The sequence below is a fragment of the Halomonas sp. AOP27-A1-41 genome (assembly GCF_052378605.1).
Classification (GTDB): domain Bacteria; phylum Pseudomonadota; class Gammaproteobacteria; order Pseudomonadales; family Halomonadaceae; genus Vreelandella; species Vreelandella citrativorans.
The window spans coordinates 16,100-30,036 of sequence record NZ_JBQSXT010000010.1 but is presented as its reverse complement, the minus strand read 5'-3'; the positions used below and the strand labels follow the sequence as shown (position 1 = coordinate 30,036).

At 54.4% G+C, this 13,937-nt stretch carries 17 protein-coding genes and 1 pseudogene; 10 read left to right on the top strand and 8 right to left on the bottom strand.

The window, feature by feature from the left end:
- Nucleotides 1-28: 28 nt before the first annotated feature.
- From ald to radC, 7 genes are all read right to left on the bottom strand, one after another.
- Nucleotides 29-1,147, bottom strand: a complete 1,119-nt coding sequence (gene ald / locus ACT3TC_RS08465; RefSeq protein ID WP_444621792.1) for an alanine dehydrogenase — start codon at nt 1,145-1,147, stop codon at nt 29-31.
- A 164-nt stretch (nt 1,148-1,311) separates the two neighbouring features.
- Nucleotides 1,312-1,746 (bottom strand): acyl-CoA thioesterase, encoded by a 435-nt coding sequence (locus ACT3TC_RS08460; RefSeq protein WP_444621791.1) that lies wholly within the window; start codon nt 1,744-1,746, stop codon nt 1,312-1,314.
- Nucleotides 1,747-1,812: 66 nt separating this feature from the next.
- The gene (locus tag ACT3TC_RS08455; protein ID WP_444621790.1) at nt 1,813-3,003 is read right to left on the bottom strand and encodes a class I SAM-dependent rRNA methyltransferase; all 1,191 of its coding nucleotides are present in this window, start codon (nt 3,001-3,003) and stop codon (nt 1,813-1,815) included.
- Nucleotides 3,004-3,052: 49 nt separating this feature from the next.
- Nucleotides 3,053-3,880: a bifunctional DNA-formamidopyrimidine glycosylase/DNA-(apurinic or apyrimidinic site) lyase gene (gene mutM, locus ACT3TC_RS08450; RefSeq protein WP_172118507.1), complete on the bottom strand. Its 828-nt coding sequence runs from the start codon at nt 3,878-3,880 to the stop codon at nt 3,053-3,055.
- A gap of 180 nt (nt 3,881-4,060) precedes the next feature.
- Complete coding sequence (gene rpmG / locus ACT3TC_RS08445) at nt 4,061-4,216, bottom strand: 50S ribosomal protein L33 (RefSeq protein ID WP_009098622.1); 156 nt, start codon at nt 4,214-4,216, stop codon at nt 4,061-4,063.
- A 26-nt stretch (nt 4,217-4,242) separates the two neighbouring features.
- Complete coding sequence (gene rpmB, locus ACT3TC_RS08440) at nt 4,243-4,479, bottom strand: 50S ribosomal protein L28 (RefSeq protein WP_172118508.1); 237 nt, start codon at nt 4,477-4,479, stop codon at nt 4,243-4,245.
- Nucleotides 4,480-4,735: 256 nt separating this feature from the next.
- Nucleotides 4,736-5,410, bottom strand: coding sequence for a RadC family protein (gene radC / locus ACT3TC_RS08435; protein WP_172118509.1), 675 nt, complete (start codon nt 5,408-5,410; stop codon nt 4,736-4,738).
- A 141-nt stretch (nt 5,411-5,551) separates the two neighbouring features.
- Here radC and coaBC point away from each other — a divergent pair, with 141 nt between their 5' ends.
- From coaBC to ACT3TC_RS08395, 8 genes are all read left to right on the top strand, one after another.
- A complete protein-coding gene (gene coaBC / locus ACT3TC_RS08430; RefSeq protein WP_444639739.1) occupies nt 5,552-6,808 on the top strand; it encodes a bifunctional phosphopantothenoylcysteine decarboxylase/phosphopantothenate--cysteine ligase CoaBC in 1,257 nt (418 codons plus the stop codon).
- Between the two features lie 73 nt (nt 6,809-6,881).
- Nucleotides 6,882-7,340 (top strand): dUTP diphosphatase, encoded by a 459-nt coding sequence (gene dut / locus ACT3TC_RS08425; RefSeq protein WP_172118511.1) that lies wholly within the window; start codon nt 6,882-6,884, stop codon nt 7,338-7,340.
- A gap of 72 nt (nt 7,341-7,412) precedes the next feature.
- Nucleotides 7,413-8,798 carry a phosphomannomutase/phosphoglucomutase gene (locus ACT3TC_RS08420; RefSeq protein ID WP_444639738.1) on the top strand — a complete coding sequence of 462 codons (1,386 nt, stop codon included), beginning with the start codon at nt 7,413-7,415 and terminating at the stop codon, nt 8,796-8,798.
- An 89-nt stretch (nt 8,799-8,887) separates the two neighbouring features.
- Complete coding sequence (argB, locus tag ACT3TC_RS08415; protein ID WP_193055420.1) at nt 8,888-9,787, top strand: acetylglutamate kinase; 900 nt, start codon at nt 8,888-8,890, stop codon at nt 9,785-9,787.
- 21 nt (nt 9,788-9,808) lie between these two features.
- Entirely contained in the window at nt 9,809-10,417 is a 609-nt protein-coding gene (gene slmA / locus ACT3TC_RS08410) for a nucleoid occlusion factor SlmA (RefSeq protein ID WP_444639737.1), read from the top strand.
- Nucleotides 10,418-10,627: 210 nt separating this feature from the next.
- A complete protein-coding gene (locus ACT3TC_RS08405; RefSeq protein WP_444639736.1) occupies nt 10,628-11,035 on the top strand; it encodes a GNAT family N-acetyltransferase in 408 nt (135 codons plus the stop codon).
- A gap of 111 nt (nt 11,036-11,146) precedes the next feature.
- Nucleotides 11,147-11,518 carry a hypothetical protein gene (locus tag ACT3TC_RS08400; RefSeq protein WP_444639734.1) on the top strand — a complete coding sequence of 124 codons (372 nt, stop codon included), beginning with the start codon at nt 11,147-11,149 and terminating at the stop codon, nt 11,516-11,518.
- A 62-nt stretch (nt 11,519-11,580) separates the two neighbouring features.
- Nucleotides 11,581-11,775 (top strand): hypothetical protein, encoded by a 195-nt coding sequence (locus ACT3TC_RS08395; RefSeq protein WP_444639733.1) that lies wholly within the window; start codon nt 11,581-11,583, stop codon nt 11,773-11,775.
- Here the strand turns inward: ACT3TC_RS08395 and ACT3TC_RS08390 are convergent, their stop codons facing one another.
- Nucleotides 11,776-11,931 carry a hypothetical protein gene (locus ACT3TC_RS08390; protein WP_444639731.1) on the bottom strand — a complete coding sequence of 52 codons (156 nt, stop codon included), beginning with the start codon at nt 11,929-11,931 and terminating at the stop codon, nt 11,776-11,778. It lies immediately after the preceding gene.
- Nucleotides 11,932-12,216: 285 nt separating this feature from the next.
- Between ACT3TC_RS08390 and ACT3TC_RS08385 the strand changes: the two are divergent.
- Both ACT3TC_RS08385 and ACT3TC_RS08380 read left to right on the top strand, forming a co-directional pair.
- Nucleotides 12,217-12,840: pseudogene (locus ACT3TC_RS08385) on the top strand (recombinase family protein).
- A gap of 174 nt (nt 12,841-13,014) precedes the next feature.
- Nucleotides 13,015-13,515, top strand: coding sequence for a cupin domain-containing protein (locus ACT3TC_RS08380; RefSeq protein ID WP_444639730.1), 501 nt, complete (start codon nt 13,015-13,017; stop codon nt 13,513-13,515).
- The last annotated feature ends 422 nt before the right edge of the window (nt 13,516-13,937 follow it).

Below are 13,937 nucleotides of genomic sequence, written 5' to 3'. Positions count from 1 at the left end.
GTTAGCGCACCTGATCGGTCATTCGTACTTATCGTGATGCCGCGCTTGCTGGGGCGATACACGCCAAACCAAAGGCATCGGCAACGGCCTGGTAGGTCACCTGCCCTGCATGCACATTAAGCCCTGGCAGAAAGTGAGGATCGTCGTGTAGCGCCTGCTGCCAGCCTTTATCGGCCAGCGCCAGCACGAAGGGCAGCGTGGCATTGGTGAGTCCAAGGGTTGACGTGCGTGATACGCCGCCCGGCATATTGGCTACACAGTAATGAACAATGCCCTCCACGATATACGTAGGCTCGGCGTGAGTGGTGGGCTTACTGGTTTCAAAGCAGCCACCCTGATCAATCGCTACATCCACCAGCACGCTGCCTGGCTTCATATCGCTCAGCATAGCGTGGGTAATCAACTTGGGCGCCGCCGCGCCCGGGATTAACACGGCGCCAATAATCATATCAGACTCGCGCACAGCGTTATCCAGCGCATCGGCGGTGGAATAAACCGTTTTGATGCGCCCCTGGTAGCGGCTATCCAGAACGTCTAGCCGCGCCAGTGAGTTATCCAGAATAGTGACATCCGCGCCCAGCCCCAGCGCCATTCTCGCGGCGTTTTCACCTACGACGCCGCCGCCTATTACGGTGACGGTTGCCGGTGCAACCCCCGGCACGCCCGGCAACAGAACGCCAGCGCCCCCTTGGGCTTTTTCCAGGCCATGCGCCCCTGCTTGAACGGCCATACGCCCAGCCACAGTACTCATTGGCGCAAGCAGCGGCAGCCCACCATTGGCATCTGTAATCGTTTCATAAGCGATACAGGTAGCCCCGCTCTCCATCAAGCCCCGCGTCAGGGCTTCTTCCGCTGCAAGATGCAGATAGGTAAACAGCGTATGCCGGGAAGTGAGGCGCGCAACCTCTTCCACCTGTGGCTCTTTTACTTTAAGAATCAGCTCAGCATTCTTCCACAAGGCGTCGACATCACTTTCGATCTGCGCACCCGCAGCCTCATAGTCGCTATCGCTAAAACCAGCGCCCTCTCCTGCGCCTGCCTGCACACTAACGGTGTGGCCACGCTGGGCAAGCTCACGCACGCCGGTGGGTGTTAGGGCGACACGATATTCATGGTTTTTGATCTCTTTGGGGACGGCAATCTGCATAGCGATCTCTCTTTTTGTGCGTAAGATTAAACAACGGTCTTAGCATTACAGCACAGCTCAAGCGACCCACCACTTCCTTAAGCACAAAACAAAAAAACGCCGGTTAAGGCGTTTTACAGGAGTAAAAATCCAGCGTTTGAGGGTTTTATACCGAAAATTTAACGTCACTCTGTTATTAAGGCCCCGCCGTAGACTCTCTGATACTCCTCTGGCAGGCGCTTGGGGCGCCCGCTTGAAAGCGCAATACACGCAAACCGGGTGCGCGCCTGGAAGAGTATTTTGGCATCTCGCACCCGCTTAAGCTCGAAACGCCGGGTAAGGCTAAAGCGCCCATCACAGGCGACGACCCACGTCGCTAATTGAAGCTCATCACCCGCAAAGGCAGGAGCAAGATAGTCCAGCTCATGGCGATGTATGGCCAGGGCGCGGTCCAGCTCGCGGTAGCGCTCGATGGAAAGCCCCAAGGCTTCGGAGTGGGCCCAGCTAACCTGCTCAACCCAGCGCAGGTATTCGCTGTTATTCACGTGCTGATAATCATCTATCGCCGCTTCGCTAACATGAATATCGATCACAAAGGGATCGGGTAACGCCCACTCCATTGCTCTGCTCCTTGTGCCACTACCGTGCTAATCCAGCTTGCCCACCCCGCCTAATGACTCAATGGATTAATCGCGAAACACGCGCACGCCCAGCGCTTTAAGATAAGCGGTTTCTGGAATGGCCGGGTGAATGGGGTGATCTGGCCCTTGATGGCCCTGGAAGATCACCTGCCCATGGCGATCCTGATGACGTACCGCGCCTCGCACGACATCTACCAAGCGATCTTCCCCCAGGTGCATGGAGCACGACGCTGAAAGCAACAGGCCATCGCGGCCCAGCAAACGCATCGCTTCGCGATTCAAGCGCGCATAGGCCCGCTCGCCATTAGGAATATCCTTACGCTTCTTGATAAACGCAGGCGGATCCAGAACCACCACGTCGAACTGTTCGCCATCGGCTTTTAGTGCTGCCAAAGCTTCAAAGGCATCGCCTTCGCCAATGGCGACCTGCTCTTGCACACCGTTAAGCTCAGCATTTCGCGCCACTTGCTCAAGCGCGGGGCCTGAAGCATCGATACACAGCACCTCAGAGGCGCCATTGGCCGCCGCCTGGACACCCCAGCCACCCACATAGCTAAAGACATCCAGCACGCGCTTGCCAGCCACCTGGCGGTTCAGCCAGGCACGGTTCTCGCGGTGATCAAAGAACCAACCGGTTTTCTGACCGTTAAGCACCGGCACGGCAAAGCGTGTGCCGTTCTCTTCGATCAATACTTCATCGGGCAGTGTGCCTTTCACTACATCGACGTGAGTTTCCAGCCCTTCCTGACGACGCCCGCCGGTATCGTTACGGAACACGATGACGTCAGGCTTAACCACTTTCTCAAGCGCATCGACAATCTCATCGGCCAGCGCCTGCATGCCGGCGGTATTTAGCTGAACAACCAATACATCGCCAAACCGGTCAATCACCAGACCTGGCAACAGGTCACCCTCACCGTGAATCAGGCGGTAAAAAGGCTTGGCATATAAACGCTGACGCAGTGACAGCGCTTGATTGAAACGGTGCACAAACAGTGAACGGTCCAGACGCATGTCCGGATCACGGGACATCACGCGACCCGCAATCAGCGAGTGCGGATTGATATACGCCACGCCCAGGACTTTACCGTTAGAGGCCTCGACCAACGCGGTTTCGCCAGCAGTGAAATTCTTAAGCGGCGTTTCTTTAATATCCACTTCGTTGGAGTAGATCCACAGATGGCCTGCTTTTAAGCGGCGATCGGCGTTTTTATTTAAGCGCAGGCGTTGAGTCACAACAGTCTCCAAAAGCGTAGACAACAGATAACAAAAGGGTAATCAGCTATCAATGCTGACAGCCAGGGCAAAACACACTGGCGCGCTGGCCAAGCGTAATACGCCGAAGCTCCCTACCGCAGCGTAAGCAGGGCTGCCCCTGGCGCCCATAAACATTTAACCGCTGAGCAAAATAACCAGGCTCACCCTGGCCGCTCACAAAATCGCGCAGCGTGGTACCACCTTGAGTGATAGCCGCCGCCAATACTTCTTTTACAGCCGCCGCTAACTGCTCATAGCGGGCAAGAGAAATACGCCCGGCTGCACGACGAGGATCAATACCGGCCATGAACAGCGCTTCAGTGGCGTAAATATTCCCCGCGCCCACCACGACCCGGTTATCCATTAAAAAGGGTTTTACCGCCACGCGCTTGTTACGCGAAAGCGCATATAGCCACTGGCCATTAAAGGCCTCATCAAACGGCTCAGGCCCAAGGTGGACAAGGCGCCGGTCTGCCGTCCCATCGCCTAACTGCCAATCCACAAAACCAAAGCGACGTGGGTCATGATAGCGCAACACATAGCCGTCTGCGGTGACCACATCGACATGATCATGCTTTTTGGGGATATCCCCCACTTGGGCAATGCGCAAACTGCCCGACATTCCCAGGTGCCACAGCAACGTTGCATCGTTTGGCGACTGCTTTACAGGGATTTGCAGGTATTTGGCACGCCGAGTCAGGGTGCCGATGCGCGCACCGACCAAACGCTCAGCCAAATCGTCAGGCACCGGAACACGCAAGCGCGGCTGGCGAACACGCACCTCGGTAATTTCCTGGCCTTCCAAATAGGGAGCAATACCGCGCTTGGTAGTTTCGACTTCGGGCAGTTCGGGCATGAAGAGAACCTGATTAACGATAGGGATATCGACAGGATAGGCACTTACAAGGCAGGCAATGCGAAGCCACTATTAAGTCGCCTGCATCTGCAACCCCCATGTATGCAAAAACCCGGCACGGGCCGGGTTTTTCAACAGGCGCTCGCCTGCAGTGGAAGCCGATCATCATCGCTTACGCGATTACTTGATCTTGGCTTCCTTGTAGATAACGTGCTTACGGACAACCGGGTCGTATTTCTTGAATTCGAACTTATCCGGCGTGTTCCGCTTGTTCTTATCAGTGGTGTAGAAGTGGCCTGTACCGGCACTGGACACCAGCTTGATCTTATCGCGCATGGTTTTACTCTCCCAAAAATGCTGTCTTAGATGGCGTCGCCGCGCTTACGGATATCAGCCAGAACCGTCTCGATACCTTTCTTGTCGATGATGCGCATGCCCTTGGAGGAAACGCGCAGCTTGACGAAGCGGTTTTCGGCTTCAACCCAAAAACGATGGGAGTGCAGGTTCGGCAAGAAACGACGACGTGTCTTACGCTGGGAGTGTGAAACGTTATTACCAGTTACCGGACGCTTGCCGGTAACCTGACATACTTTGGACATGAGAGCCTCCAACCGCTTGGCCAGGATATAAGCCTGAGTGTTCAAAACTGTCGGGCAAACCGGAAGAGAGGGAGTCGACGCCGTTAACCGTCTAGCTGTACCCAAATCCGTTATTCAACCCAAGTTTAAAGGTGGCACTTTATACCAGAGCACCGGACCACCGGCAAGCAAAACCGTCTAAAAAGGCGTAAAAAAGCCACTTTTTAGGTATTTTACCTAGACAGCAGACATTAAATGCCTGCCCTCTATCTACTGCCTATAGCCAGCCGCGCTCAGCAAAAGAGACCACGTCTCCATCTCCCACCACGAAATGATCCAAGACACGTACGTCAAAGAGGCCAAGGGCCTCTTTTAAGCGTTCGGTGATACGACGGTCAGCATCGCTTGGCTCAGCCACACCGGAGGGGTGATTGTGGGCCAGGATAACGGCGCCAGCGCTAAGTTCTAATGCGCGCTTGGCAACTTCGCGGGGGTAAACGGAGGCGCTGTCTAGGGTACCGCGAAACAGGGATTCATAGCGAATAATTCGGTGCTGCGTGTCTAAAAAAATTACCGCGAACTCCTCATGCCCCAAATGGCGCAGTTGAGAGCTCAGGTAATGACGCACCAGTTCAGGCGATGTCAGCGCGTTGCCACGTGCCAATTGGCTGGCTAAATGGCGCTTTGAAATCTCAAGCGTGGCCTGCAGTTGGGCAAACTTGGCACTTCCCAAACCGTGCGCCGCGCAAAAGCTTGCCTGGTCCGCTTCCAGCAGCGGACGCAGGCCGCCAAATGCGGTGAGCAGATCACGCGCCAAATCAACCGCCGAGCGCCCCTGCACGCCCACGCGCAAGAAAATCGCCAGCAACTCTGCATCAGAAAGCGTCTGCGCGCCCATGGTTAATAGCTTTTCTCGTGGCCGCTCACCCTCCGGCCAATGATTTATCCCCATCCCCCTACCTCCTCACCCCAAAGACATGTACGCAAAAAGCTCAGTAAACCTAGCTTACGCATTATTTGTAGCAACATGCCAAATTAGCAAGACGAATGGTATGGTAAGCCTCTTTAAGAACGCGCATGTGGGCCCTTTACCATGGTTTCTGTTTCTGCCTCTGTTACTCCAACGACGCTCTCAACGCTTGCAGGTAAACGCATTCTGTTGGGCATTAGTGCAGGCATAGCGGCTTACAAAAGCGCGCTGATCGTGCGGCTGCTTAAACAAGCCGGTTGTGAAGTGCGTGTGGTAATGACCAGTGGTGCTCAGGCGTTTATTACGCCACTGACACTGCAGGCGTTATCCGGCGAGCCGGTGCGCACGTCTCTGCTTGACCCGGAAGCGGAAGCCGGGATGGGGCATATTGAGCTCGCCCGCTGGGCGGATATTATCCTGATCGCTCCCGCAACGGCGGACCTGATAGCTCGGCTGGTCCACGGCATGGCGGATGATTTACTCACCACGCTGTGCCTGGCCAGCGAGGCCCCTAGGCTGATCGCCCCGGCCATGAACCAGGCCATGTGGCGCCACCCGGCGACGCAACGCAATGTAGCGCAACTGCACGCTGATGGCTGGCAACTTATCGGCCCCGCGGCGGGCGACCAGGCATGTGGCGATGTAGGCCCAGGGCGTATGAGCGAGCCTGATGCTATCTTTGAGGTTGTTGCACGCCTCTTTTCAGGTGCACCCCAGGCAGGCAACGCCCCTCATGTAGTCATTACCGCAGGCCCTACCCGTGAAGCGCTTGATCCCGTGCGTTACCTATCCAATCACAGCTCAGGTAAAATGGGCTACGCCTTGGCGGCGGCGGCGGTAGCGCAGGGCGCTACGGTTACTCTGATTAGCGGGCCTGTGGCCTTGCCAACGCCCAACGGCGTTACGCGTATTGATGTTGAATCGGCCGAGCAAATGCATCAAGAAGCCATGCACCGGGCGCCTGAGGCGGCGTTGTTTATTGGCTGCGCGGCAGTGGCTGATTATCGCTCGGCCTCGCCTGCCGAGCACAAGCTTAAAAAGCAGGAAGATAGTGATACGTTCACGCTTACACTGATCAAAAATCCTGACATCATTGCCGATGTGGCCGCGCTGCCTACCGAACAACGCCCCTTGGTCGTAGGGTTTGCCGCAGAGACACAGCAACTGGAGCATTACGCCCACGATAAGCTTAACCGCAAGGGGCTTGATATGATTGTCGCCAATGACGTCTCTCAAGCGGGCCTGGGCTTTGGCAGCAATGAGAATGCCGCGCTGCTGCTCTGGCGCACAGCGCAAGGCACCGAGCAGCGTTTGGAATCCCCTCAGCCAAAAACTCAGCTTGCGCAGGTCATTGTTCGTCAAGCGCTAGCGCTGATCTAGCCCTTAGCACCTATTTTTAAAGCTGTTTTCAATATCCTTTTTACTATCGTTTTTTTAAATGTTGGAGCTCTACATGACCACCCGCCCCCGCCTGCAGTGCAAAGTGCTTGATGAGCGCTTACACGACCACATGCCGCACTACGCCACTGATGGCGCTGCGGGCATGGACCTGCGGGCGCTGCTCGACGAACCGCTAACGCTCAATCCTGGCGAATGCCAGCTCGTACGAACGGGTCTTGCCATCTATATTGAAGACCCAAGCCTTGCTGGCATGATTCTTCCCCGCTCGGGCCTGGGCCATAAACACGGCATTGTATTGGGCAATCTGGTAGGTCTGATCGATTCAGACTACCAGGGTGAGCTGATGATTTCGGTGTGGAACCGCGGCCAAAGCGCTTTTACACTGTCGCCTTTTGAGCGGCTAGCCCAGTATGTTCTCGTGCCGGTGGTGCAAGCAGAACTCTCTATTGTTGATGCCTTTACCGACTCCACCCGAGGCGGCGGCGGATTTGGCAGCACTGGCCGTCATTAATACGGGGCGGCATTAATACTGTCCGTCATTAACAAGGCTCGGGCGAACGTTACGCGCTGACAGGAGTAGCCAATGGATGTACCTGCTTCGATTTTTCGTGCCTATGATATCCGCGGCATTGTCGATAACACGCTGAGCGAATCCACCGCAGAGTGGATTGGCCGTGCGATTGGTTCAGAAGCGGCCGCCCGGGGTGAGCAGTGTGTCATCGTTGCCAGAGACGGTCGCTTATCCGGCGAGCGCCTGCAAGCCGCCCTGATTCGAGGCTTAACAGCCGCTGGGCGCGACGTTATTGATATCGGCATGGTGCCCACGCCTGTTCTCTACTTTGCCACCCACGTGATGCCTGAGAGCTGCTCAGGGGTCATGGTGACCGGCAGCCATAACCCGCCCGACTACAATGGCTTCAAAATTGTCCTGGCAGGTGAAACATTATCAGGCGACGCTATTGCCGCGCTGTATGAACGCATTCACACCCATGACCTCACCAGCGGCCAGGGCAGCATTCATCAATACGACATCCGGCACGCGTACCTTACCCGTATTTTGGAAGATGTTAGCGTTAAGCGCCCTATCAAAGCTGTTGTAGACTGTGGTAACGGCGTAGCCGGTGAGCTAGGCCCCGAGCTAATCAAGCAGCTGGGGGTTGAAACAACGGTCTTGTTTGGTGAGATTGACGGCCATTTTCCTAACCACCACCCTGACCCCGGCAAGCCTGAAAACCTGCAAGACCTGATCAAGAGTGTTCAGACAACCGGCGCGGATATCGGGCTTGCCTTTGACGGTGATGGCGACCGAGTTGCCGTTGTTACACCGCGCGGCCGCATCATCTACGCTGACCACCTCCTGATGGCCTTTGCGACCGACATGCTTTCGCGTAACCCAAGCGCTAGGGTGGTCTATGATATTAAATGTACGGGTAACCTTGCCCGAGTCATTAGCGAAGCGGGCGGCGAGCCAGAAATGTGGCGTACCGGCCATTCGCTGATTAAAGCGCGCATGAAGGCAACCAACGCTCTGCTGGGCGGGGAAATGAGCGGCCATATTTTCTTCAAAGAACGCTGGTATGGTTTTGATGACGGCCTTTATTCCGCCGCGCGCCTACTGGAAATTCTGGCGCTTTATAACGAAGATGCAGACGCCTTTTTTGACCGCTTTCCTCAAGATCCAAGCACGCCAGAAATTAATATACTCGTTAGTGATGACGAAAAATTTGGCCTGATCGAGGCACTTGCCCGTGAAGGTGACTTCGGCGAAGGTATTAAAACCACGCTGGATGGCATTCGCGTTGATTACCCCGATGGCTGGGGCCTATGTCGCGCATCCAACACGACACCTGCCTTGGTGATGCGCTTTGAAGGGAAAAATGCCGTGGCACTAATGCGTATACGGGAATGTTTTGTCAACGCGTTAGCTCGTGTGGCACCGGCACTCAAAATTCCCGAGATGCCAGCTTAACCGCGCACTCGTGATATGCAGCACGATAACAATATTCATTAGCCACGTATCATCTGGATAAAAGAAAACAGCAAGCAAGGGACAACACGATGAATTCAGCCAGTCGCGACCCGCAGGTCGTTGTGGAGGTGCTTTCCGAAGCACTCCCCTATATTCAGCAGTTCTCCGGCAAAACCGTTGTGGTCAAGTACGGCGGCAATGCGATGACTGAAGACACGCTCATCAACTCTTTCGCACGTGATATCGTGCTAATGAAAGAAGTTGGCATTAATCCCGTGGTGGTTCATGGCGGCGGTCCACAAATTGGCAGCCTGCTTGAAAAGCTTAATATCGAATCGCGCTTTGTGAACGGGATGCGCGTGACCGACTCCCAGACCATGGACGTGGTTGAAATGGTACTGGGCGGACTGGTGAACAAAAGCATCGTCAACCTGATTAACCAAAGCGGTGGCAAGGCAATAGGCCTAACAGGGAAGGATGGCGCACAAATTCGTGCTCGCCAGCTAAAGGTCGAGCACCAAAGCCCCGAAATGACCGTTCCGGAAATTATCGATATTGGACATGTGGGAGAAGTCGAGTCCATTTCAACAGACCTGATCGAAATGCTCGCTGCCCGCGACTTCATTCCAGTGATCGCGCCCATCGGCGTTGACGATGAAGGCCATAGCTACAACATTAACGCCGACCTGGTGGCGGGTAAATTAGCCGAGGCATTAAACGCTGAAAAGCTAATGCTACTGACCAACGTCGCCGGCCTCATGGATGCGGAAGGCAAGGTATTAACCGGGCTAAGCACGCTTCAAGTGGATGCCCTGATTGCCGACGGCACCATTTATGGCGGCATGCTGCCCAAAATACGCTGTGCGCTTGATGCCGTTAAAAATGGCGTTAACAGTGCGCATATTATCGACGGTCGTGTTCCCCATGCAGTGTTGTTGGAGATTTTCACCAACGCTGGCGTAGGTACGCTTATTACTGACGCGAGCTAACGGCAACGGAGGGCTAACGTCATGAGTGACGACCGTAAACCTCGCCGTCGCGAGCAGATTCTTCAAGCACTCGCGTTAATGCTGGAAGAAGATAGTGGAAAGCGTATTACCACGGCCGCCCTTGCACGCCAGGTCGGCGTTTCCGAGGCGGCACTGTACCGCCACTTTCCCAGCAAAGCGCGAATGTTTGAGGGCTTAATCGACTTTATTGAAGAGAGCATTTTTGCACGCATTACGCGTATTTTAGAAGAGGTGCCCGACGCCATCCCCCGCTGTGGCACTATTCTGGCGCTACTACTGGGCTTTACCGAAAAGAACCCAGGACTTGCCCGAGTGATGGGCGGCGATGTATTGACCGGCGAAACAGCCCGCCTGCGCCAGCGCGTTCATCAGCTATTTGAGCGTTTGGAACTACAACTCAAGCAGATTATTCGTGAAGCCGAACTGCGCGAAGGGCGCCGCGCCAGCATTCCAGCCTCAGCGGCCGCTAACCTGCTCGCCGCCCAGGCGGAGGGACGCATTTCTCAATACGTGCGCAGCGACTTTAAACGCCTGCCCACTGAGTACTGGGAAGATCAGTGGACGCTTCTATCAAGGCAGTTACTGCTCGAAGCGCCACAACCCGCCTAAGAGTATCAAGTTGGTCAACAGGGACGTTGGCTCATTCTTGGTTAACATGCTCTCTCCCCTGCCACAGGAAGGCACTTTTGAATATTACCCACCTTGAGCACACGATTATCGCGCTGATCATTATCTTCCCAAGATTATAAATGGTATTACGAATAGCAGAAGCCACTACCAGGCTGACCATCAAAATGCGTTGCTTCAAAGAGAAAATAAATGAGCTTAACGATTAGACAGGCGACCCTCGAAGATACTAATGGGCTCGTTGATATTGGCCGTAAGACTTACCTTGAAACCTTTTCTGATTTCTATCCGCCCGAAGTCATGAGCAAGTATCTGAGCCAAGCATTTTCTGTCGATCAAATGGCAAATGAGTTACAGCGCGAACAATCCCAGTTCTGGCTGCTGGAAGTCGAAGGCCTATGCGCGGGCTACCTAAAAATAAATTGGGGAAGTGCTCAAACCGAGATGCAGGAAGGAGCAGGGCTGGAGATTGAAAGAATTTACCTCGCGCATGAGTTCAAAGGAGCAGGGTTCGGCAAGCTGCTTTTCGAGAAAGCCCAAGAAATTGCCAAAGCGCTTGCTAGGGTAATCCCCCCGAAAAATAATTTGGTTACTAATTGACTTTATTCAGCTCATCAGGTAAGCAGACAACCACATAGAAACCGAGGCTATTGGCCTACGATTTGCCGCACTCCCCTAATTGTATAGATGGTCCGTCAGGTTGGTCTTGACATGCTGGGTTGTCGGAAGAACACCTCGTATTTCACTGTTTGTAGCGACACTGGCCATGGCACCCATTCATGGTCGTTGGCTTCGGCGCTGCTGGTCGGCGCTGGGGCCTTGCTGGTGCAGTTCTTCGCCATCTTCCTAATGTCAACGTCGATGAAGGTTGTCGGCTTTGGGGGTGCGGATGAATACATGAACTACCTCCGATGTAGTCCAAGATTTCATCTGCACCCCCTTTACGGACTTATAGCACCGTTGCTGACACTAATGCCGACAGCACTCGCAATGCGCCTGTTGGTCGCCACTTCCATTATGGTCTTCTCTGCGCTGCAGATTCACTTGCTCTCCGGCCTGATCGAAGTTGACAGCATTTTCTGATCTTCATCTTATTGTCGGTGCTATTGGCCTATCGCGACTGGCGCGCGATAACGTGGGGAGCTGTGGTTATCGCAGACCATACCTTTTTCTGTTATCTCCAGCATAACGGCTTCGGCATTTATGTGATGTCTGATATGTACCCAATGTCATCGCCTCTCTCCATGGTAGTGGTACATGCCGCTTATTTAGTCGTGCAGACCATTGCGTTATGCATTCTTTCTCTGCAGATGGAAAAAGACGCTAATTCCGCCGAGTAATTAGGACGATTGAGCTCGCATATCGGTCGCCGTCAGGGCGTGTTCGGTCTGGGCTTTAGCAACACCGGCATACGCAGCCATCTCGGCGCTCACTTCAAGCGCACCATGCTGGCGGTGCGCAGCAAGCTGACGAGTGTTTCCAGCAGTATTTCCCATGTCTCGCGCACCTGGGAGGTTATTCCCAAGGGAAACAACGACCTTCCCGCACGCAATAAACGCCAGCATGACGCGTTAGGCCATACGATTGGTGCACTTTACCGAATGGGCGTTCCCGATATAGCAAAAACCAGACTACTGTATTCAGGATTCCTGTCACATTATGAGCCCAATAGCCCTTTTACATGTCGTAAAATAAGTGACTGGTTAAGTGACAAAATTTGACGGCCCGCACTTCCTTGCACACGCTGTCACTTAATCGAACGTATATGTGACAGGTGCAACATGCTGATAGGTTACATGCGGGTATCCAAGGCTGACGGCTCCCAAGCCACCGACCTACAGCGCGACGCGCTAAGCGCTGCCGGTGTCGAGCCGGCACATATCTATGAAGACCAGGCGTCCGGTAAACGTGAGGATCGACCCGGCCTGACGAACTGCCTGAAAGCACTCCGGCCAGGAGACACTTTGGTCGTGTGGAAGCTGGACTGACTCGGGCGCGACCTGCGCCATCTGATCAATACCGTCCATGACCTAACCGGCTGCGGCATCGGCCTAAAGGTGCTGACCGGTCATGGTGCATCCATTGACACCACGACTGCCGCTGGCAAGCTGGTATTCGGGATCTTTGCTGCTTTATCTGAATTCGAGCGTGAACTGATTTCCGAACGGACGCAGGCGGGACTCGCATCCGCACGAGCACGAGGCCGAAAGGGTGGCCGGCCGTACAAGATGACAGCTGCAAAGCTGCGCCTGACGATGGCCAGCATGGGGCAGCCGGAAACTAAGGTCGGCGACTTGTGCCGGGAGCTTGGGATTACCCGGCAGACGCTCTACCGGCATGTGTCTCCAAAGGGCGAGTGTCGTCCAGACGGAGTAAAGCTGCTCTCCCGCAGTTCAACTGTATAGTTGGTGACGACCTGTAACGGACAGCGGTTCACTTCGGCAACGATCCAATTTCTTGTGTCGACCTGAAGCGGTAATTTCGACGAAGGCAGCACGTACGTTTATTGATATTGGGCGCAGTGGTATCTCTCTCGCCGGCGCACCGGTTGATGTCAGCTCCGTTTGCCTGGAGGAACCATGTCAAAACCCTTTGTGAATCTTGACGACCTCGAGCTCAAGGATCTTGAGGAAAATGGCTACTACACCTATCGGCGAGCACGGTTTAGTTCTGCTATTGGTGCCCGAAAACTTGGGTACAATCTGACGGAATTGCCACCGGGCGTGGCACAATGCCCATTCCACTCGCACCGTGCCGAGGAAGAGGTGTTCCTTGTCCTCGAGGGAGAGGGTGAACTGCGGTTCGGTGGTCAGAATTACCGTATTCGCAAGCACGATGTCATTGCATGCCCCACTGGCGGCGCTGAGGTCGCTCATCAGCTTATCAACACTGGCAGCAAACCTATGCGCTATCTGTCATTGTCGAATGTGGCAGAAGTAGAGATCTGCGAATATCCGGACTCAGACAAAATCGGCGTCTACGCCGATGCGGCCGAGGCGCCCAGCCTGAGGCAGCTCCACCGCACTTCCTCGGTTGTGGATTATTACGACGGGGAAAGCAAGGATCAACCAATTGAGTAGCGCCCAACAAGTAGCTGCAGTCGATCGTCACTGTCGGGGCACCGGCAGAGCGCGGCGTTATGTCGGCCCACGCTGAACGTCCGTTTAATAGCGGAATACGACCCACAGCGGACATGGCGGCAAAGAGTACCTAGTAGGACGATTCACATCTCAGACAATTCTTTAAAATCAGCATCTTGCTCCTCTCTGCATAGGCGAATTGCAGAGAATTTACAGAGAGAAGATCAAACAGAATCGCCATGAAGCTCAAGTAGAATATCCAGGAATACCAGACGCTGGCAGTCGAAGCACTGGTGGACATACCGCAGGTGCTGCGCTTATTGATTGAATTCAAGATTACTAGAAATGAATTTGTTAATCAGAGTCTAGCCAGATTCTGTATTTATGACCGACGCCGACGTTTCACTATGGCCCTCCTAGAG